Origin of the sequence: Chryseobacterium sp. KBW03 (genome assembly GCF_003852415.1) — a bacterium.
GTDB lineage: Bacteria > Bacteroidota > Bacteroidia > Flavobacteriales > Weeksellaceae > Chryseobacterium > Chryseobacterium viscerum.
Genome location: NZ_QAJO01000005.1, coordinates 815018 through 835945, shown reverse-complemented (window position 1 = coordinate 835945; position 20928 = coordinate 815018). Strand labels below are relative to the sequence as shown.

The 20928-nt window shown below is 34.9% G+C and carries 25 protein-coding genes; 9 read left to right on the top strand and 16 right to left on the bottom strand.

The genetic code is table 11. The features are described 5' to 3' along the window. Positions 1-89: 89 nt before the first annotated feature. The 5 genes from tyrS to DBR39_RS15300 all read right to left on the bottom strand — a co-directional run bounded on the left by tyrS (position 90) and on the right by DBR39_RS15300 (position 4518). Positions 90-1289: a tyrosine--tRNA ligase gene (gene tyrS / locus DBR39_RS15320; RefSeq protein ID WP_124534533.1), complete on the bottom strand. Its 1200-nt coding sequence runs from the start codon at positions 1287-1289 to the stop codon at positions 90-92. A gap of 642 nt (positions 1290-1931) precedes the next feature. Next, positions 1932-2519, bottom strand: coding sequence for an NAD(P)H-dependent oxidoreductase (locus tag DBR39_RS15315; RefSeq protein WP_124534531.1), 588 nt, complete (start codon positions 2517-2519; stop codon positions 1932-1934). 74 nt (positions 2520-2593) lie between these two features. Continuing rightward, positions 2594-3412: a helix-turn-helix domain-containing protein gene (locus DBR39_RS15310; RefSeq protein ID WP_124534529.1), complete on the bottom strand. Its 819-nt coding sequence runs from the start codon at positions 3410-3412 to the stop codon at positions 2594-2596. Between the two features lie 10 nt (positions 3413-3422). Then, on the bottom strand, positions 3423-3920 hold the full coding sequence (locus tag DBR39_RS15305; RefSeq protein WP_124534527.1) for a GNAT family N-acetyltransferase: 498 nt from the start codon (positions 3918-3920) through the stop codon (positions 3423-3425). Further along, positions 3898-4518: a TetR/AcrR family transcriptional regulator gene (locus DBR39_RS15300; protein ID WP_124534525.1), complete on the bottom strand. Its 621-nt coding sequence runs from the start codon at positions 4516-4518 to the stop codon at positions 3898-3900. The genes DBR39_RS15305 and DBR39_RS15300 overlap by 23 nt, the downstream gene beginning before the upstream one ends. A gap of 99 nt (positions 4519-4617) precedes the next feature. Between DBR39_RS15300 and DBR39_RS24515 the strand changes: the two genes are divergently transcribed. From DBR39_RS24515 to DBR39_RS15285, 4 genes are all read left to right on the top strand, one after another. Beyond that, complete coding sequence (locus DBR39_RS24515) at positions 4618-4752, top strand: hypothetical protein (RefSeq protein WP_262697077.1); 135 nt, start codon at positions 4618-4620, stop codon at positions 4750-4752. Next, positions 4752-5126, top strand: a complete 375-nt coding sequence (locus DBR39_RS15295) for a hypothetical protein (protein ID WP_124534523.1) — start codon at positions 4752-4754, stop codon at positions 5124-5126. The genes DBR39_RS24515 and DBR39_RS15295 overlap by 1 nt, the downstream gene beginning before the upstream one ends. A gap of 200 nt (positions 5127-5326) precedes the next feature. Then, positions 5327-5902: a Crp/Fnr family transcriptional regulator gene (locus DBR39_RS15290; RefSeq protein ID WP_124534521.1), complete on the top strand. Its 576-nt coding sequence runs from the start codon at positions 5327-5329 to the stop codon at positions 5900-5902. 59 nt (positions 5903-5961) lie between these two features. After that, positions 5962-6981, top strand: a complete 1020-nt coding sequence (locus tag DBR39_RS15285; RefSeq protein ID WP_124534519.1) for an NAD-dependent epimerase/dehydratase family protein — start codon at positions 5962-5964, stop codon at positions 6979-6981. 13 nt (positions 6982-6994) lie between these two features. Here DBR39_RS15285 and DBR39_RS15280 read toward each other — a convergent pair whose 3' ends face one another. Together DBR39_RS15280 and DBR39_RS15275 are read right to left on the bottom strand one after the other, a co-directional pair. Further along, positions 6995-7618 carry a hypothetical protein gene (locus tag DBR39_RS15280; protein WP_124534517.1) on the bottom strand — a complete coding sequence of 208 codons (624 nt, stop codon included), beginning with the start codon at positions 7616-7618 and terminating at the stop codon, positions 6995-6997. Between the two features lie 96 nt (positions 7619-7714). Next, positions 7715-8095 (bottom strand): VOC family protein, encoded by a 381-nt coding sequence (locus DBR39_RS15275; RefSeq protein ID WP_124534515.1) that lies wholly within the window; start codon positions 8093-8095, stop codon positions 7715-7717. Positions 8096-8301: 206 nt separating this feature from the next. Between DBR39_RS15275 and DBR39_RS15270 the strand changes: the two genes are divergently transcribed. Together DBR39_RS15270 and DBR39_RS15265 are read left to right on the top strand one after the other, a co-directional pair. Continuing rightward, complete coding sequence (locus DBR39_RS15270) at positions 8302-8865, top strand: TetR/AcrR family transcriptional regulator (protein WP_124534513.1); 564 nt, start codon at positions 8302-8304, stop codon at positions 8863-8865. Positions 8866-8905: 40 nt separating this feature from the next. Then, positions 8906-10312 carry an MFS transporter gene (locus DBR39_RS15265; protein WP_124534511.1) on the top strand — a complete coding sequence of 469 codons (1407 nt, stop codon included), beginning with the start codon at positions 8906-8908 and terminating at the stop codon, positions 10310-10312. 13 nt (positions 10313-10325) lie between these two features. Here the strand turns inward: DBR39_RS15265 and DBR39_RS15260 are convergent, their stop codons facing one another. From DBR39_RS15260 to DBR39_RS15220, 9 genes are all read right to left on the bottom strand, one after another. After that, the gene (locus DBR39_RS15260) at positions 10326-11429 is read right to left on the bottom strand and encodes a serine hydrolase domain-containing protein (protein WP_124534509.1); all 1104 of its coding nucleotides are present in this window, start codon (positions 11427-11429) and stop codon (positions 10326-10328) included. A gap of 188 nt (positions 11430-11617) precedes the next feature. Continuing rightward, the gene (locus tag DBR39_RS15255; RefSeq protein WP_124534507.1) at positions 11618-12349 is read right to left on the bottom strand and encodes a class I SAM-dependent methyltransferase; all 732 of its coding nucleotides are present in this window, start codon (positions 12347-12349) and stop codon (positions 11618-11620) included. Positions 12350-12412: 63 nt separating this feature from the next. Further along, positions 12413-13651 carry a hypothetical protein gene (locus DBR39_RS15250; protein ID WP_124534505.1) on the bottom strand — a complete coding sequence of 413 codons (1239 nt, stop codon included), beginning with the start codon at positions 13649-13651 and terminating at the stop codon, positions 12413-12415. A gap of 20 nt (positions 13652-13671) precedes the next feature. Beyond that, positions 13672-13872, bottom strand: coding sequence for a YqaE/Pmp3 family membrane protein (locus DBR39_RS15245; protein WP_228447845.1), 201 nt, complete (start codon positions 13870-13872; stop codon positions 13672-13674). 29 nt (positions 13873-13901) lie between these two features. Continuing rightward, a complete protein-coding gene (locus tag DBR39_RS15240) occupies positions 13902-14285 on the bottom strand; it encodes a tetratricopeptide repeat protein (RefSeq protein WP_124534501.1) in 384 nt (127 codons plus the stop codon). 124 nt (positions 14286-14409) lie between these two features. Then, the gene (locus tag DBR39_RS15235; protein WP_124534499.1) at positions 14410-14832 is read right to left on the bottom strand and encodes a DUF1801 domain-containing protein; all 423 of its coding nucleotides are present in this window, start codon (positions 14830-14832) and stop codon (positions 14410-14412) included. An 84-nt stretch (positions 14833-14916) separates the two neighbouring features. Next, complete coding sequence (locus DBR39_RS15230; protein WP_124534497.1) at positions 14917-15984, bottom strand: tetratricopeptide repeat protein; 1068 nt, start codon at positions 15982-15984, stop codon at positions 14917-14919. A 301-nt stretch (positions 15985-16285) separates the two neighbouring features. After that, complete coding sequence (locus tag DBR39_RS15225) at positions 16286-16699, bottom strand: hypothetical protein (RefSeq protein ID WP_124534495.1); 414 nt, start codon at positions 16697-16699, stop codon at positions 16286-16288. Between the two features lie 14 nt (positions 16700-16713). Then, on the bottom strand, positions 16714-18732 hold the full coding sequence (locus DBR39_RS15220; RefSeq protein ID WP_124534493.1) for a M3 family metallopeptidase: 2019 nt from the start codon (positions 18730-18732) through the stop codon (positions 16714-16716). A gap of 216 nt (positions 18733-18948) precedes the next feature. On the opposite strand from DBR39_RS15220, the gene DBR39_RS15215 reads away from it, so the two are divergent. The 3 genes from DBR39_RS15215 (at position 18949) to DBR39_RS15205 (ending at position 20915) form a co-directional block, all read left to right on the top strand. After that, positions 18949-19473 (top strand): SRPBCC family protein, encoded by a 525-nt coding sequence (locus DBR39_RS15215; RefSeq protein ID WP_124534491.1) that lies wholly within the window; start codon positions 18949-18951, stop codon positions 19471-19473. Positions 19474-19736: 263 nt separating this feature from the next. Beyond that, positions 19737-20186: a hypothetical protein gene (locus DBR39_RS15210; RefSeq protein ID WP_124534489.1), complete on the top strand. Its 450-nt coding sequence runs from the start codon at positions 19737-19739 to the stop codon at positions 20184-20186. Positions 20187-20279: 93 nt separating this feature from the next. Then, positions 20280-20915: a DoxX family membrane protein gene (locus DBR39_RS15205; RefSeq protein WP_124534487.1), complete on the top strand. Its 636-nt coding sequence runs from the start codon at positions 20280-20282 to the stop codon at positions 20913-20915. Positions 20916-20928 lie beyond the last annotated feature (13 nt).

Below are 20928 nucleotides of genomic sequence, written 5' to 3'. Positions count from 1 at the left end.
ATCAATGTTAAGAAAGATATTTCAATCAAAAAACTTCATCAGTTCATCGTCTGACAAAACTTCCATCCTCCAACACCCAACTCCCATCTTTATATTAACTCAAAAAAGCCCCTTTTCCCGATTTTTATTTTAGTTTGAGGGATAGGTTCCATTTCTTCATTTGGGTCCGTTATTTTATCGGTATTGATTTGAACTCCTCCATTTTCAATTAATCTTCGAACCGCAGATTTGCTGAGATCATTTTTAAGCTGATGACAAAGCTCAAGAAGAGATATTTTGTTTTGAATATGTTTCAAAGAACGGATAGAAACTGATTCATACACTTTCTCTTCAAAATTTTTATTCTGAAACTGAATGATAAAGAACTGTTCCGCATTTTCTGCTGAAGCTGCATCATGGTATTGGGTGATGATATTTTTAGCGATCAGTTTTTTAATATTCATAGGATTTTCACCTTCTGCTATTCTGGAAATAAGTGCTGTTTTTTCTTCCTTCGAAAAATCGGTGGTCAGATTGATAAATTCTTCAATCAGTGCATCCGGAATAGACATCGTTTTTCCAAACATTTCATTGGGTTCATCTGTCAGTCCGATAATATTATTCAGGGATTTGCTCATTTTTTCCTTTCCGTCAAGACCTCTCAGCAAGGGCATGCACATCACAATCTGAGCAGGCATTTGATGAACTTCCTGAAGCTGCCTTCCCATCGTGCAGTTGAAAAGCTGATCCGTACCTCCCATTTCAATATCACATTCAATTTTTACAGAATCAAAACCCTGAAGAATAGGGTATACCAGTTCATGCATCGCAATAGGCGTGTTTTCTGTAAACCTTTTATTAAAATCATTACGCTGCATCAATTGGGCAACGGTCACTTTGGAGAGCAGTTGGACAACCTCTGAAAAGCTAAGCGCATCCAGCCAGTCAGAATTGAAAACAATCTTTGTTTTCTGAACATCAATCACTTTGGAAAGCTGATTGATATACGTCTCGGCATTATGCTGTACCTCTTCAGCACTTAAAGGTTTTCTTGCTTTATTTTTTCCTGTAGGATCACCAATTCTTGCTGTAAAGCTGCCTACGATAATAATGATCTGATGTCCCAGATCCTGAAACTGTTTCAGCTTTTTGAGGACCACGGCATGCCCCAGATGTAAATCAGGAGCCGTGGGATCAAAACCTAATTTAATAGAAAGCTTTCTATTTTCCTTTTTGGCTTGGGCAAGTTTTTCTTCCAGACCGTTTTCCGGCAGGATGATAGCCACATTTTCTTGTAATGGATGAATCATGTTGAATAGTTTTAAAATGAAAAAGCCCGGACAGGTACTGTCCGGGCTCTATATATAGGTTAGATTATTTTATTGGATTACAGATATAGAAAGTCTTCCCGAACGATAGCCCGGAGTGTAATATTCACTGAAGAATGGAAGACGTAGTATACTGTTTAAATGTTTCATTGTGATGCAAATATAACAGGGATTTCCTGAGGAGCCAATATTTAAACCATTAAGACGTATTGCAGGGTTATAACAAGATTTGTTTTTAAGAAAAAACTTAACCATCCATCTATCTTAATGGCTTAAAATAATGGTTCAAAACAATTTTACTTGCGATTTTTGAAGCCAATTTCATGCCATAAATCCCTTAAAAGCAAAATACAGGATAAAGATGTAAAAACTGTATTTTATTATTTTCTTCGTCACTTGGTAAGAAGTTCGTACAACTGGGCTGGTGCTTTGTTTTTCAGTAAGTATTTTCATAGAAAAAAATTAATAATTTAAGGTAATTATATACAATTTTATACTAATAATGATATTTAATTATTATGACTCTGTCATTCTGAATGCAACGAAGTGAAATGAAGAATCTAAGCCATATATGAGATTCTTCTTTCGTCAGAATGACAACAGTATAAAATTGTATATAGTCACCTAATTTAATACATAATCAGAGTATAAATTTCTAATCTGATCTTTCCATATTTCAAGATTTTCTGAGGAAGCTTTATCTGCCTTGTCAAAAAATAAATGTCTGATGATTTCCAGCCCGGAATAGATGAAAATACCATTATCAGAGGTTAAAGTGAGTGCTTTATCCATCCCTGTTTTTTCATATTCTTCATGAGATTTTCCGTGGGTATTGATAATCACAGTTTTTTTACCTTTTAGAAGACCTTTCTGTATGCCGTGGTCATAGCGGTACGCAAAACCATAGCTGAAAACACGGTCTATATACCCTTTCATCATAGCCGGAAGCCCTGTCCACCAGATAGGATAAATAAAAGTAATCTGTTCTGCCCATGAAATATGCTCCTGCTCAAGTTTTACATCATCTGATAGTTTTCCCTGAAACTGTCCCTGCATATCCTCCAAAGAAAATACAGGATTAAAACCTATTTTATAAAGATCTCTCACAATAACCTCCTGATTGCGGGATTGGAGTGTTTCGACAACAGTGTTTAATAGACTATGATTTAAACTGTTTTCATTAGGATGTGCGTAAATGATTAAATGTCTCATTGCTTTGATTGTTAAGATTAATGAGACAAATGTAGGACTGTGTACTTTTCAAAAATTGTAAGAAAACGAAACGGCTATTCAGATTTTGGATTACAGATCTCCTGCTGGAATTTTAAATACTGAGCGGGTGAAATGTTGATAAAATGCTTGAAATCATGGATAAGCTGGCTTTGATCATAGTAACCACACTCAGCAATGATATCAAACCACTTTACTTTATCCTGTTTTCCGATTCTCTCTTCAAGGGCTTTTATCGCTTTTAAAAAACGATTATAACGGGTAAGTTCTTTTAAGGAATATCCAAACTGCTCTTTCTGCTTGCGCTGGATATTTCTTTCGGTCTGATGGGTTTGCGCTGCGATCACTTTGATTGGATTAAAAAAATCGTTTTCAAAACTACTCAAAAGCTTACTGGTAGTGTCCTGATGCTGTAGATAAGGTCGGCAGAACTCAAGAATATGACTCACTTGCTCTGCGGTGGAATGTAATCCTGTCAACTGATGCCACAGATCGGTAAAACAGTTTTCCTTCAGCAATTCATCAGGATGCCTTATAGATTGTTCAATGGATACTTTTCCAAAAAATCTGAAAAATGCATCATCTTTAAAATTGGCAACCAAAATGGAACAACCTGCCGGAAGCGTATAATCAAAAGCCTGTCTTACAGGACCGAATACCATACATTTATCAACTCCAATAATTGTTTTTTCCCGGGTAGACATCGCCGCACTTTCTCCAAAACAGAACAACAGAATAGTCTGATAAGTAGGTAAAAGTGTTTTTGTAACGGGGTTTTCGGAAGTGTTTTCTGCAAAATAAAAATGGGTGAATACATTTTCAAATTCCTGTGGAACTGAAATTCTGCACTCATTGTATTCCGGATGTAATTCCATAAACCTGAAATTAGGAGATGAGGTGTTTTATCATTTTATAATTGGTCATAGCAATTCCTTTCACATTGACAGTCTGTTCTGTGACGACTTGAAATCCTATTTTTTCAAAAAAAGGTCTGGCTGTTTTGCTTACCTCTGCCATGAGTTGTTTTTCATGATGTTGAAGAGCTTCTTGTTCAATCAAACTGTAAAGCAAAGATGCTATTCCTTTATGCTGATAATTTTTGTGTACAAAAAGAAGATCAATATAATTTCCTTTATCAAGAGTACAGAAACCGGCCATCTGACCATCACTTACAGCAATTAAAACAAATTGATTGCTGATCACATTCATCCATCTTTCTTCATTTTCAGCACCGGATTTCCAAGCGTCAAGCTGTTGGGGATCATAGTCTTTTTTACAGATTTCATCTATAGTTCCTGTAAAAAGGTGCCGCATTTCAGGAAGATCATTTATTTCTCCTTTTCTGATGATGAGATTCTGATTATCGGATATATTGCTGTTCATAAAGCTGTTGCTGTTCTTTATTGAGAAGTGGATAAAAAAGGTTCATCTGAAGAAGAGTATAATGCTGTATGGCTTCTTTTGGATTAAGCTTTAAAATCAGTCTGTTGTGGGTAAGCCAGTTGTCTGCAATGATAAAGATCTGCTCGGTAAGACACCCGATGATAAAGCCGGGCACATCCTTTTGAAATACATTGTTTTTTTGGAGGTCTGAAAATATCAGTTCAAATTCTTCTTTTCTGCTAAAATTAATGCCTTCATACCGTGATTCTACATCAGGCATTTTATTGAGAATATCGATGAAATTGATAAATATAAAACGGTAAGAATAAAAGATTTCGCAGGTAGAATAGGTAAACTGGTAAAGGTCTTCCAGGGTTTTATTCTCCATCTTTTTCATTTGGTTCAAAAGCTCATCCATTTTCAGGGTAAGCTCTGCAAAAAGGATTGTAATAATGTCTTCCGAATGTTTGAAATGATAATGCAAATTTCCCGCACTCATGTTGAGCTCAGCTGCAATATGCCTTGTGGTAATATTGTTATAACCCCTATCATTAAATAGTTCCAGTGCTTTGGACAGAATTTTATCCTTGGTCTTCATACTTCAAAGATAAGAATATCAAAGTGGATATAAATCATATTTTTAAAATTAGAACAATTGTTCTAATTTAATATATTTGCACTGTCAAATTTTGTGATAATGGAAGGGAAACAAAAATTCGATTACGAAACAGCAGAGAAAAACGGGAAGGAAAATAAAACAGATCCTCAAGAAATGATTTCGAAAATCCTGCAGGTAATCCTTGGGATCATTATGGCAGTACTTCACATGTAATGAAAAAAAGAATTTCATTTTGGTTTCTGCTGGGACTGGCAGCTTGGGGAGCTGTTCTTGTACTGAGACAGAACGGAATTTATATTCCGTTTCTTAATGATTATTTTACAGATTGTATCACTGTTCCTATGTATTGCTATCTGATAGAGTATATCATGAACGTTGTATTAGGTTATCACTGGACACCTGATTTGAAATTTGTACTGACTTCAGTGCTTTATCTCTCTTTTTTATTTGAAGTGCTTTGTCCGAAATTATCCAGCCATTTTACCGGAGATTTTTATGATGTGCTGGCTTATTCTGTGGGAGGTGTTTTGTACTATTTTTTTGCAGTCAGGCAGATTCATAAAAAAGCTGGCAGTTCCACATCGTAAAGGAGACTGCCGGCTGTGTTATAGTTTTTATCCTGGTTCAATGATTATTCTTACTGCATTTTGAGCGGTAGTTTTCTTTCGGTTATATGTACAAGACAATTATTGAATGCAAGATGTTACATGGGATGGCAATATTTTTTTGAACTCATCAATATTGAAATTTTCTTTTGGTATTTTTGTATAAGACTAAAAAGAACTCAATGCACGACAAGCTTTTACAATATATCCACTCCATTCATGCTTTTAACCATGAAGAAGCCGAAGCTGTCAAAAAGTACTTTGAGCCTGTGGCATTTTCAAAAAACACAGTAATAGAAGAGGCTGGAAGAATACCTCAATACCTTTACTATATCGTTTCAGGTTACCTTAGGCTTTTTTATATGAATGAGAATGGCAATGAAGTGACCACGCACATCAATTGTCCGCCAGGATTTTTTACGTCTTATTCAGAATTTATCAACGGTACCGTTTCTGAAAATAATATAGAGTGCATCACGGATGCTGAGCTTTTGAGAATTTCCAAAGAAAACCTGGATTATTTGATCAATCAAAGTCAGGCAATGAAAGATTTCAGTATTTCGGTCTTCCAGCAGTCGATTTCCTACAATGAAAAACGTTCCAGAGAATTGTCTGTTCTGAATGCTGAACAGCGGTACCTGAAACTGATGGAAGATTATCCGGAAATTATTCAGAATGTTCCTATCCAGTATATTGCTTCATTTTTGGGAATGAAACCGGAAAGTCTGAGTAGAATCCGGAGGAAAATAATTAACTAACAAAAGTCAAGTGGTTCTGGTGCCGGGAAGATGAACTTTGCAGCATTAAAATGAATGCAATGACAAAGAATCATATCAATCTTGTTTCCGGAGCCAATGGACATCTGGGAAATAATCTAGTCAGATTTTTACTGAAACAGGGACTTCCGGTACGGGCTGCCGTAAGAAATACACAAAATACAAAACCTTTTGAAGGGTTGGAGTGTGAACTGGTACAGGCGGATATTACCGACAAAGCTTCTTTTGTAAAAGCACTGCAGGGAGTGGAAACATTCTATGCCGTAGGAGCTTCTTTTAAACTATGGGCTAAAGATCCCAAAAAAGAAATCTATGATGTGAATATCAATGGTACTCGGAATACCATTGAAGCTGCTGCTGAAGCGGGAGTAAAAAGAATAGTCTATGTGAGTTCTGTTGCAGCCCTTGATTATACAAACCTGCCTGCCAGAGAAAGCAAAGGTTATAATCCTGACCGTAGAGATATGTATTATAACTCTAAGAATGACGGTGAAAAACTGGCTTTTGATCTGGCTGCAAAACTAGGTATAGAACTGGTTTCCGTAATGCCTTCTGCCATGATTGGAAGTAAAGCATTTTTACCGTTAAATGTTTCCTACGGAGTTCTTAAATTAATTTTGAATAAAAAGATTCCTGTAGATACTAAAATTACCCTGAACTGGATAGATGTAAAAGATGTTGCAGAAGGATGTTATCTGGCAGCTGAAAAAGGACGATCCGGCGAGCGTTATATTCTTGCCAATGAAAAATGTATGACCATTACCGATACAACCATTCTTGCCAATAGACTTTATCCGAACCTGAAGCTGACTATCCCGCGTTCCGTTCCCAAAGGAATTCTCTTTACCATTGCTGCTCTTATGGAACTGACAGCAAAACTAAGTGGAAAACCTCCGATACTTACCCGGAAAGATATTGCCATGTTCTCAGGATTACAGCAGGATTTTGATATTTCTAAAGCCAGAAATGAATTGGGGTTCAATCCTGAAAGCCCTGAACAAGCGGTAAAAGAAGCATTAGATTATCTGATGAAAAACCCTGAAATGCTGAGAGAGGTCTGAAAAACCTCTTTTTTTATTGATTCTCAAGTTTGATAATAGGACCTTTGTAAAACTTAGTCAGATCATAAAGATCCGTAAAATGATGCTGAAGATCAGGAACGATTTTAGGGTCGAATTCTTTTGAATTCAATTGATTTTCAGCAAGAAGATACAAAGACTTATTGTCTGGTTTCAGATAGTCACAAAGGATATTTTCATGTCCTTGTTCTCTATTCAGAATTTCTGTGAGAAAAATTCCGTAGATCAGGAACTGGTTGAAGTTTTGGGAATCAACAATATAATTCATGTCCTGCTTCATGAGTTTTTCATAATCTGAAAGAATCTGGAGGAAATTTTCGGAGTGAATGGCAGCTGTAATTTCGTAAAAAAGATCAATACCATTGATGAAAAGCTGAGTCTTGGTTTCTTCGTGATCTGAAGAATATACACTACTGAACCATTGAAAAATAAGTAAAAGCTCTTCCTGAGTAAGCTCTTCAACAGAGTCCTGTATTTTTTCTTTAATCGTTTCAAGGGTAGCTCTTGCTTCAGGTTGAAGGAAACTCAGAATCTTATCCTCGTCACGATTAAGCTTATTGTACAAGTTGATTTTGGCAATAATAGGGTTGGTTTTGATGAAATATAGTTCTTCCGCCATAGTTATTTACCAGTTAATCTTTTAAAAATGGTTATTTAAAGATACAAAATATGTCTTAACCTTATTTAAAAAATTAATATGCATCAAATGGTATAGCTATTTTACGGTTTCATGCAGAGCAATTCTGTTCCCTTCCGGGTCCTCAAATTCGGCTACGGCAAAACCATATTTTTCATCTGTCCTTTTAGCATAAAGTACAGAGCCTCCATGTTGTACAGCCTTTTTCAATGTCTCGTCAATACTTTCCGTCTTAAAATAAATGATGACCCCATTTTTGGAAGGTTTGTAGACATCTCCTTTTGCCAATGCTCCTGTAATACCGCTGTTTTTTTCCTCAAAAGGAAACAAAGCCATTTCATAACTGTCAATGATTTCTTTCTCAAAGCTAAAATTGAAAACAGCAGAATAGAATTTTTCTGCACGCTTCAGATCATGAACAGGGATTTCAAAATAAACAACAGGATTGGTGGAGCTCATATTTTTTGCTGGGTTTGATTGGGGTGACGGATTACAAGATATGCCTATTAACAGTAAGAGTATCAAAAATAAAGGAAATGATTTCATGTGATTGAAGGTTGAATGAAGCGGATTTTTTTCTCTGATCTAAAATAAAAATTTTATCTGTATTTTAAAAATAGATAGACTTATCTATTTTTTTGACTAGATTTGTAAAAATTTTCAGAATGAAAAAGGAAAAAGTAAGAGATAGGATTATCAGAGTCGCTTCGGATCTGTTTTACAAGCAGGGCTTCAATTCTACAGGAATTAACCAGATTATTGCAGAGGCTGATATTGCGATCGGATCACTGTACAACCACTTTTCATCTAAAAATGACCTTCTTCAGGCTTATCTTATAAAAGGAGAGCTTAATTGGTTTGAAGGATTTGAAAGCAGCACATCCAAAATTTCTGAACCAAGAGAAAAACTCCTGGCACTGATTGATTACAGGAAAAAATTACAGCAGACCTCCCAATTTGCAGGATGTCATTTCATTAAAATTGTCTCCGAAACAGGAGAGGGTAATCCTTCCGTTTCCGGCTTTGCCAGACAGCATAAAGAAAAACAGAAAGATCTGATCAAAACACTCATAGAAGAATATGGAACAGAAGTAGAATTGACGGATGCAGATTTGTTAGCCGACACTATTTTCCTTTTAATAGAAGGAGCAGTTGTAACCTCTACGATCAATAGACAAAATGATTCTTTTGATCAGGTCAAAAAAATAGTTCAGGGTTTACTACCCTAATTTTTTTTAAATAATTAAAAATAGATATATCTATATAAAAATGAATTATAAGTATTTGAAATTGATCATAGTATTGTTTGGTCAACTGCTGACGATTATGGATATTTTCATTATCAATGTGTCCATTCCTTCTATACAGAATGATCTTCATGCTTCCAATGGGGAAATGCAGTTTATGATTGCCGCTTACCTCATTGGTTTTGCTTCTTTTCTGATTACAGGAGGCAGGCTGGGTGATTTATATGGCATGAAGAAAATGTATACGATTGGATTGATTGCTTTCATGCTGAGTTCTATCGCCTGTGGAGTTTCTGTGGGAGCAGGTCAGCTGGTTATTTCAAGATTTGTGCAGGGAATGAGTGCTGCAATGATGGCCCCGCAGGTACTGTCTATGATACAGATTTTATTTCCAGATCATAAAGAACGTACAAAAGCCATGGGATGGTATGGGATTACGATTGGGATAGGAACTGTTTTGGGGCAGTTTCTGGGAGGATATTTTTCATCATTAACAATGATGGAAGAACCCTGGAGACTTATTTTTCTGATGAATATTCCTATAGGTCTTCCGGCAGTCTTTCTGAGTTTAAAAGTATTGGATGAATCTAAAATTTCAGTAAAGCAGTCCCTGAATATGGGAGGCGTTTTGATGATCTCGGCGGGATTATTCTGTGTTACTTATGCATTGACAATGTTTGAGCATGAAGGGTTTCATTTCAAAAATGCTTTTCTGATGATTATTTCTGCTGTAATTTTATTAGGTTTTATAAAAAATCAGAAGAGAAGAATAAAAAATAACCGTCCTTATCTTATTGATTTTAAGATTTTTCGTTATAAAAATTTCAATCTGGGTATTGTGGCCGTTTCTTTCTTTTTTATTATGCTGGATTCTTATTTTTATATCGTGTCGCTTTTTTTCCAGGATGGTTTAAAAATAAGTGCTCTGAAGGCAGGAGAAATCATTGTTTTCCAGGGATTAGGTTTTATTCTGGCCTCCATCATTTCTGTAAGAATGGTTTTAAAGTACGGTAAAAAAGCCCTGATTGCAGGGCTGATTTTTATTATTGTTATTCTTTTTCTCCAGCTGTTTTTATTCGGGATGCAGACCGGCTTTCCAATTTTCTGCCTGCTGTTATTTTTACACGGATTGGGAGTGGGCTCTATCATTCCTTCGCTTGCTAATATTGCTTTGTCTGGAATGTCGGAAAAACTGATAGGAAATGCCTCCGGTGTTTATAATACTTTTCAGCAGATTGCAGCCATTCTGGGAATTGTTGCGGTAGGAAGTGTTTTCTATTATTTTCTTGGAGAAAAACCTTTGGTACAGCATTACCATAAGGCATTTTCAGTTGCAGTATTTATTAATATTCTCTGCCTGATTTTTGTCATTGTCACTATTTTTAAAGTGCCTGATCATGTTCTTCCGGAGATGGACAGGAAGAAATAAGATTGAGCGTATTTTATGGCTTCTTTGATGAGGTTTTGATATCACTTAAAGTCGCTTTTGCAATATTTCGGGTAACTTCAGTAGGAGAGTGGCAGTCGCAGTTACTGAATCCAATCACATAGACATCTTCTTCCGGAACATAAATTCCCATGCTTTTAAATCCAAATATACTTCCTCCATGTTCGCGGTCAGGAACTCCATTGATATCCTTCAGATGCCATCCGTATCCGTAGGTAAATTCCTCCCCGCTATTCAGTGTATATTTCTGAAAAGCTTTTTGGGTTTCTTTAGAATTCAGCAATAGGTTTTGATTGAGAGCTTGCTGCCATTTCAGCATATCATCTGCTGTAGACATCAATGAGCCTGAAGAAAATGGAACACTGAAACTGATCACTGTCTTATTAACAAATCCCTGCTCTTTTTTGTGATAGCCATAGGCTCTTTGAGGGATCACTTTTCTGTCTGAAGCGTAATAAGAATGGATCATTCCAGCCTTATTAAAGATATTTTTTTTAATAAAATCTTCATAAGAAGTTCCTGAAACCAGTTCAATGATATAACCTAAAACCACATATCCGGAATTATTATAATCGAACTTTTCTCCAGGTGTAAAATCTACGGGTTCATTTTTGAAAAAATTAACCATTTCTTCCGGTTTCATCTCTTTTTGAGCAATAGAAGACAGAGACTTTATTTTTGTAAAATCTTTAATTCCTGAAGTATGGGTTAACAAATGATGGATGGTAATTTTATCTCCGTTGGGATAATCTTTGACATATTTTGAAACCGGATCATTGACATTGAGTTTGCCTTGTTGTTCCAGCATCAAAATAGCTATGGCAGTAAACTGTTTGGTCATCGATCCAATCTGGAAAACATGATCCGGGGTCATATTGACATTGAGCTCAAGATTGGCTTTTCCGAAAGCTTTCCGGTACAAGCTTTTCCCGTTTTTAGTAATCAGAAAAACGCCCCCAGGCTCATTGGTATTCCCAAATTCAGTCTGGATAATACTGTCAATTTTCTTTTCATATCCTTTTGTTTGCATTTGAGCATTCATCATATGAGTCAAAAATGGAAGCAAAACAAAAGCGGTTATCAATTTTTTAATAATCATAGTTATGTAATTTGTTATGCAAAGATATAAATTATTTTTATTACTATGTTATGCAATATAGCTATTTGTGTTTTTAAAATATGATTCTGGTTTTCATAATAATCAATAGTATTATCAATACAAATTAGATATGAACAAGAAACATAATTTATAAAAGTGGATGCTCTGAAAATTAAGTTGTTTTTATATTATTTTTCAACAGAAATAAGCAACATCATGGGCCTGCGGAGTTCATCTTTCATCTCCGGAATTTCTTTCAGCATTTCCTGACTAGGCTTCGGTTCTATAACTTCCTTAATTTTAAAACCATGTTTTAATAATGTATTCAGATAAGAAGTTAATGTACGGTGGTATTTTATAACATTTTCGCCTAAAAATGTAGTATTTCTTTTCCCTTCCACAAAATATCGGTCAACGGGCCAGCAGGTTTTCTGACCGTCTTTGTCGTATACCCAATCCTGACCGCCTTCTGCTGTGAAAACAGGATGTTCCACGGAAAAGACAAAAGATCCGCCGGGAGAAAGCCATTGATAAATATGCTCAGCAAGGGTGTCAAATGATTCCACGTAATGCAATGTGAGCGAGCTGAGTATCATATCGAATTTTTCCGCAGGATAATCAACATCTTCAAGGGCTTTCCTTTCATATTGAATTCCTTCCATATTGTTGATTTCTTTAGCTTTTGTCAGCATTTTTTCTGAAAGATCGATTCCAATTACAGATTTTGCCCCATTTTCTATTGCATAGCGGCAGTGCCACCCGAAGCCGCAGCCCAGATCAAGGACGTTTTTTTCCTGAAAGTCCGGCAGCATATTTTTCAGGGTGTGCCATTCTCCGGCTCCTTCCAATCCTATTTGAGAACGGAGCATTTTTTCGTACTGGTCAAAAAATGACGGATTGTCGTATTTATTTTCTTTCATAATAAGAAGACATAAGCTGTTTATAAAGTTTAATATTAGTTGAGTCCATCAAAAAAATGACTTTTAGTATAGTTTATAACGCAGTGCTTCTTTTCCCTGATTTTTCATGATGACAAATTTGCCGTCATATACATATTCAGTTTCACTTGCTGTTGTGAATTTGTTTTCGAGCAGTCCTTTTTCACGGTCGTATACTGGACTCAATCTGCTCACCTTAGTTAGCTGATTTTTATTATTATATTCAAAAACCATTTTCGAAAGTATAGGAGTTTTATCAGAATAAGTTTTCATTTCAGTCATAAGACTGTTTTTATAAATGTAGTCTGTATAATATTTTTGAATTCCAGATGTTTCTACAATTTTTATGATATTATTTTTTTGATATGAAAACTCTATTTTTTTCACTTCTTTATCTTTATAAAAATCTGTGATTGAAGTCATATTCCCTATATTGTCATAGGTATATTGAGTGAATTGCTCTTTTCCTCCGAACCTTATTATTCTGTTTTTTTGATCATACATAACAGGATCCTTAATGCCCGAACTTTTCCCCATACTCTCTCCGTTTCTTATAGCTTCTTCTTGATACTGAATGCCGATCAGATTTTTGTTCTGATCATATAGGAATTCTTCCACAACCTTTTTGTCTCCCTGAAATTTATCCGTTGTTTGTTGTTCTTTTTTTACCAGTATATTGTTTTGGTAGTAATACTGCTCGCTGCTGTTGGGTGATTTTACTGTAGAGATTTTACCATTCTGATAGGTAATATCGGTTTTTTGGTCAGAAGTAAGTTTTTTATTCTTTCCATTGAATTCAAATTCCTGTGAACGGTAAGATGTCACCTGATTTTTGTCGTTGATGGTTGCAGTATACAACCTTTCTGTATTGTTGGGATTTGCATAGGCTATACTGGTCATTCCGTCTCTTTTCAGCTCTATCTCTGCCTCTCGCTGTGCTTTTTGGTTGGCTGCTTCTGTTTTATTTTTATCTGTAATATATAAAGATTGTCTTTCTGTAAGAACTCCTTTGGTATAAGTACATTTAGTGATCATTTGATAATCACTGTTTTGAGTTTCTTTTACGATATTTCCATTGATATCATATTCTGTTACAAGAGTAGGTGTAATCTTTTCTTTGATTGATAATTTTTTTAAATTTAATTCTTCAATTTTGCTTTCAGGGGTTACAAAAAACTGTATTTTTTTTACTCTTACTTCAGGTATTGTGTAAGTAGGACAGGTGTTTACCTGTGAAAATGCACAGAATGGCATAACTAAAAATAATAGGAACGAAAATCTCATAATTATTTTGAATTGGAAAATTATTTTTGATTTTTACGCATTGCTTTAATGAGTTTGTCATTTCGTTTATCTGCTCTTTCATTATTTAGAGAAAGAACCGCCCATATTGCTGCAGGAAGCCACCCGATCAGAGTAATTTGTAAAATAAGGCAGACAATTCCTGTGATAACTTTCCCACGGATGATAAATGATAAGAACGGAAGTAAAATAGCGAGTAACATGATTATAGCTTTTTAATTAATACTGATTTTTAATGAGATTGAGGATCAAAATATGCCTTAAAAGTGAGAGGATCCTCAATTTTATCTTCAACTTCCTCAAGGTATTCTAAATATTCTTCCTGGTGTTTTTCCATATAAATTAGTACGATCGACAGGTTTACAAATAGATTTTTGTCGTTCGAACCTAGCTTCAGAGCTGTCTTTAAGTATTCCAGAGCCTTTTCGTTTTCTCCCATATCGGAATAAATAGCACCAATATTGATCAATGCTGAAGTGTTTTCAGGCTCAATAAGTAAAATTTCATCTAATTCTTTTACCAATAGATCATTTAAAGTATCCCAATGGTCCTCATTATCCCATCTTTTAGCCTGAAGTTTTTTTACGTTTTCTAATCTTAATGTTATCGTGCTCATGATTTAAAATTACAGAATGGATGATTGTTTTTTAGAATGTACAAATTTAGCTTTCTTATAATAGATATGTTCGTTTTTTATAACTGAAAAAATAGCTTGCCTTCATCTATCTGAATATCTGTTCTTAATAGGCTTGAAATCCATCGTTTATTGCCGCTTTCAGGATTTCAATGTTGATATCTTTCAGAGTTTTGAATTTAATACAATATCCTGTTACGCTGGCTTTACCTATTCTTTCTCCGTAGGTTTTTGCCAGATAGGTTTTATCACTGATATTCATAATGTAGATGGAAATCCCTGTTGTATTGGCGCTCATTCCAATCTGATAAAAATCTCTGGTTTTTCCATCAGTGTAGTGCAGGGTATACAAACCATATCCGATATTAGGATTGGAAACGGTTTTATTTTCACTGTTTTTGCCATCCAGAAACCAAAGCTGGCATTCCGGCATAAGCTCCAAAATGATGTGATGGAGTTCCTGCATATCATTGCGTTTCAGCTCTGGCTGGCTGCTGATGTAGTCTTGGATTTGTTCTTGAATGGTCATGTGAAATTTAGATTATTTAATATTGGCCAATATTACTATTAATGATTAATCCTGTTCATATTTTGCTTAATGATGAACCGTTTTTTAGTTTATAAAATGAAAAAAATTACTTTCATTTAGATTGATACTATTTTCACCTTTAACATACCATTCTACAAATTTATTATATTCAGCTTCATTTTTTTGAAGCCAACTTGAGAACTCTTCATCGGCTCCGATTTGAAATAAATAATGATTGTAGGCATCAAAAATATTGTTTTTAGACATCAGATTGTGGTAGTCGAAAAGTATATTTGGATAATCTTTACTGTCCTTTTCAAAATATGATTTCAATAAATCTTGTCTTATTTTAGATAATGAATCTAAGTTGAATTCCTTTGCTTTTGAATTTAATATTCCATAAATAAGCCACTTTCCAAACATCAAACACAGGGGGAGTTTTTTATCTGTTGGAGTCATGGTCATTTGCTTACAAAGATTCAGTTCTTTCACCTGTCCGTTTTCAAATACTATTGAATTTTTATAAGCTTCAAACAAATTTTTACTCATTTCTCTAGTCCTGTCAGTAGTTCTTTCAAGATTGAGAAAGATTTCACCATAAATTAAACCAGGAACTTTATCATCAGAATTAAGATAGAGGTTTGCAATTCTATAATAATTTGATGGGTATTTTGGATCGACTGAAATTCCTTTTTGATAAAAAGCAACCGCTTTATTATACTCTTTTTCTAACTCATATACGACTCCTTTTTCCAGATATAGTAATCCTTTATTGGGAAATTTCTTGATTCCTGCGTCGTAGATCTCTATCGCTTTTGTAGGGTTGTTAAGATTATCATAAGAGTTTCCCCAAAGTGAATAAAGCTGAACACTTACCTCTTTATAGTTTTGTAATTTCTCAGCAATTTCAATTGCTTTTTTATAATCCTTTTTTAAATAATTTGCATATGCAATTTCATAAGGATAATTAAAGTTTTCAGGATCTAATTTCTGACTTTCTTCAAGCAATATAATACTTTCTTCAATTTTCCCATTATCCATTAGTTTAATGGCTTCATTACCTTTTTTTAAAGCAATTTCCTTATTACTTTGAGCAAAAGAAAAGTTAGTTAAAAGAACTGTTAGAATTAAAATTTTGAATTTATTTTTCATTGAATAACTCATTTTGTTATATGGGTAAAACTTACTTCCAATTGATTCAAACTAAGAGATGAACCAATTCAATGATGATCATTGAAATGAAGGCTGGAATTAAGCATTTTTTCATGGAGTTTTTTTGTTTGACTTTATGATGTTCCCAATAATCAGAAGGTGAATTGCGTCATAAAGCTGACTCCAAATTTAATAGAAAAATGGTTAACAATGTATCCTGATGTAATAATTTTGAATTCTTAAAGTTAGAAAACAAAAAAGAACAGCAATCGCTGTTCTTTTTATATTTTATTCCATTGATCTACTGAATCAGATCTTTCATTGTTTTATCCGTTTTCATCAATTCTCCTTGCGGAATCTGATGATTAAGATAAGTGAAAAGTAAGTCAGTCACCCAGGTATGTTCAATCTGATGAATATAGTAAGAGCAGATCAAACCAAAATCATCGGAAATATAAGCCGGTAAATCTGAAGATCCGGTAGTTCTGAAAGTCGATATGAAAATCTCCTTTCGGATATCACTGATTTTATCTTCTGTTTCCTCATCCACCGATTTTTCTTCAATAGCCTGATACGTTTTCATCCATGCCTCTGAAAATTCAGCTGAATCTCTGTTGTCAAGGATTTTATCGATCTTTTCAGAAGTCATATTGTGAAGAGCAGCTTTTAAAGATTCATTAAAAACAGCCTCCAAAATGCTTATTTTCTCTGTCATAATTTAAATGTATCCTATCCAAACGCTCTTTTCAACAAACTCTCCACTTTCGGCTCACTGCCTCTGAAACTTTTATACAGTTCCATTGGGTCTTTAGTTCCGCCTGAAGAAAGCAATACTTTATACTTAGCAGCAATCTCAGGATTGAAAATTCCGTTTTCTTTGAAGTACTGGAAGGCATCGGCATCCAAAACCTCTGCCCATTTGTAAGAATAATATCCGGCAGAATATCCACCCTGGAAAATGTGGGAGAAACTAGGGCTCATGGCCGTTTCAGCATTAGAAGGATAAAGAGTGGTCGCTTTTGTATACTTATCCTCAAATGCCTTTACACTTTCATTCTCCAGTTCTGCAACTTTCGTGTGATAATTCATATCCAGAAGTCCGAAACCTATCTGTCTTAAGGTTTGGTAGCCCTCCATGAAGTTTTTAGACTGCTCGATTCTTTCAATTTTTTCGTCAGGAAGTACTTCTCCTGTTTTATAATGTTTTGCAAAAGTTTTTAAGAACTCAGGCTCATAGCAGAAGTTTTCAAGAAACTGAGAGGGAAGTTCCACAAAATCCCATTTTACAGAAGTTCCGGATAGCGTAGGATATTGGGTATCCGCCATCATTCCGTGAAGGGCATGTCCAAATTCGTGGAATAAAGTAGTCACCTCCTGGAACGTTAGTAAGCTAGGAGTATCTTTTGTTGGTTTACTGAAGTTGCAGACAATTGAAATATGCGGGCGTGAATTTTCACCATTTTGCTTGTACTGATTTTTATAGCTGGTCATCCATGCTCCGGCTCTTTTCCCTTTTCTCGGGAAATAATCAACGTATAAAAGAGATTTATAAGTTCCGTTCTCTTTTACTTCATATACTTTTACATCCTCGTGGTATTTTGGAATGTCATTTCTTTCCTCAAAAGTCAGTCCGAAAAGTTTTCCAGCCAATCCGAATACAGCATCCTGCACCTGGTGTAATGGGAAGTAAGGTTTTAATTCTTCATCATTAAGATCAAATTTAGCCTTACGAAGTTTTTCAGCATAATAAGCGTGGTCATAGCCCTGTATTTCATCAATTCCATCCGCTTTGGCTAAAGATTTTAATTCTTCAATTTCTTTATCAGCATAAGGTTTTGCTTTGGTCAAAAGCTCATTTAAAAAATCCAAAACCTTTACCGGAGACTTTGCCATTCTTTCTTCCAGAACAAAATCTGCATAGTTTTTATATCCAATAAGCTCGGCTTTCTGCTGTTTCAGGTGAAGAAGCTCTTTAATGAGATTCTGATTGTCGAATTCTCCACCGTCAAAGGATTTTTTACCATTTGCTAAAGCCAGTTCCTTTCTCAATTCACGGTTTTCAGCATACGTCATGAACGGAAGGTAGCTTGGATACTGTAAAGTGACTACCCAGCCTTCAAGGTTTCTTTCTTTGGCTTCCTCAGCATACTGATCGATGATAGCTTCCGGAATTCCGGCAAGATCTTCTTTATGAGTGATATGTTTAAAATAGGCATTGGTAGAAGCCAGTACATTTTGTCCAAACTGTAAAGATTTTAAAGAAAGATCCATACTGATTTTCTTTAATTTCTCTTTGTCTTCGTCATTCAATAACGCTCCGCTTCTTACAAAACCTTTGTAGGTCTCATTCAAAAGCATTTCCTGCTCATCATTGAGATTATATGTCTCCTTTTCATCATATACTTTTTTGATTTTGTTGAAAAGGGCTTCATTTTGAGAGATTTTTGAAGAATATTCTGTTAATATCGGAGAAACTTCCTGAGCAATCTGTTGGATTTCATCGCTGGTTTCTGCAGAATTTAAGTTGAAAAATATGTTGGAAACGGCATCCAGCTGTTCCCCTGAATACGCTAATGCTTCAATCACATTTTCGAAAGTGGGTGCCTCAGGATTGTTGACAATAGCATCAATTTCTGCTTCAGATTTTTGAATCAATTCTTTAAATGCCGGAAGATAATCTTCATTTTTGATGTCACTGAATGGTGCTGAATGATATGGAGTGTGAAATTTTTCTGTTAAAATATTCATTTTTAGATTTTTTATGTAAGGTAAATTTAATGATTCATTGGGAATCACAGCTGAAAGGGTCAAAAATAATGCCTTACCGGAAACTTATGACAAAAATACTTATCTTTAAATAATCTTGTCATATGGAAAGAAGGAGTGATGTGGGAATATTTAATTTTGAGAACAGATTTAGCAGTCATCATTAAAATGAATAACCTTAAATAAAATATATAAACTATGAAAACACTCTTAAAAATTATTGGTACTATCATCGTACTGATTCTCATCTATGCCGTGATCGCTATGCTGGCTTTCAGTAAAGATTATCATTATGAAAAATCTATCGTCATCAATGCTCCGAAAGAAAAAGTGTGGCAGCATACAAACTCTTTACAAGCATACAATACCTGGGATCCTTTTTCTAAAGAAATCAAGAATTTCTCTGTCACTTATTCAGGAAAAGGTGACCAAATGGGGGATTCTTATCACTGGAAAGGAGATGACAGCGAAGGAGAACAAACCATCACAGAAATTGCAGCCAATGAAAAACTAGGTACTCAGCTTCATTTTATAAAGCCTTTTGAAGGAACTGCCAAAAGTAATATTGTGCTGACCCCTGAAGGTAACGGAACAAAAGTAACCTGGATGATCGATAATGAGCTGAACGCCATGATGAAGATTATGAAACCTATGATGAACAGTAATATGGATAAAATGTTTGGTCAGGGACTAACGGATCTGAAGAAACTTGCTGAAAAATAAAATGAAAGCCTTGTACAATTTACAAGGCTTTTTTATTAAAATTCTTTTTTACCAATCTCTTTGATTGAATATAGTTTCCTTTATCTTTAGTATCACATTATCATCAAAATAAAATAATAATGCCTTACCTCTGACTTTAGTTTTAAAAAATTAAGTCTGGAAATAATTTTTAAAAGAAATGATACGTTTTGGAAGAGTTATTTTATAGTAAGCTATTGAAATATTATTCTAAAAATATTATCTTTATATAAAGAATCGATTCTATGGAGAAGATTGTATTTGAAAAAAGTGATATCAGAGACTTTGTGAAAATGGCTATCGAAGAGAAAATTGAAAAGCTTAAAAATTTTATCGAATTTACTTTGGAAGCCAGTCGCGACATTAAAAAAACTCCGAAATATGACAGCATGAGAGAAGAGATGCAGGAGGAGATTTATCAGATGCAGCGACAGCTGGGAGCTTTGAATGATCTTAAAAGGAATTTGGCAAAAGTACTCAATACAGCTACAGAAAGAGTGCAGCTTGGCTCTCTGGTTATTACGAATAAAGCAAGGTTTTATATTTCCGTGTCACTAGGGGAGTTCTTTTTTGAAGGAGACAGGTTCTATGCAATCTCTCCCGAAAGCCCCATGGCTAAAAAAATGATGGGAATGAAATCAGGGGATGAATTTACCTTAAATAAAATCCACCAAAAGATCGTGGAAGTATTATAAATATCAATAGTGAATGACCTCCATATAATATAGCTTCAAATGTATTTGAAGTTTTATTTTTATTTAATACTTTGCGATTCAAAACATATACCCATGAAATTTGACAGCCTAAGGACCAGCAGGTTCAATCACTGGATTATAATACACCTGCGTTATCTGGTGGGGTTTGCTTTTTTTCCGTCCGGACTGGTAAAGCTGATGGGGGAAAGATTTACCCGGATTTCAACAGATGAACCGATCGGATATTTTTTTGAAGCATTGTATCAGTCTGGCTTTTACTGGAATTTTTTAGGACTGGCTCAGATCACAGCCGGAATTTTACTTATGACACAGCGTTATGCTACATTGGGCGCATTGATGTTTCTTGCCATCCTGACAAATGTATGGATCATTACCATCAGTCTTTCGTTTAAAGGTACCTGGGTTATAACCTCCTTAATGATGATGGCTGTTCTTGTATTGGTGATCTGGGACCAACATAAACTACGTCCGATTTTTAATTACAATAAAGCAAGTACAGTAAAAGAATATCCTGATCCCGGGTACAACTGGATCATTGCAGGAGTGGTATATGCGGTAAGTTGTATTGCTTTATATATGCTGGATCCCGTGAAGGGGGAACCTTTTGAAAAATGGCTGTTTAAGGCACTCGTTTTACTCATACTTACTACTTTTACCACAAGCAATTACAAAGCTTATAAAAATCATAAACTGGCAGTAAATACTTAACATTTTAAATGAA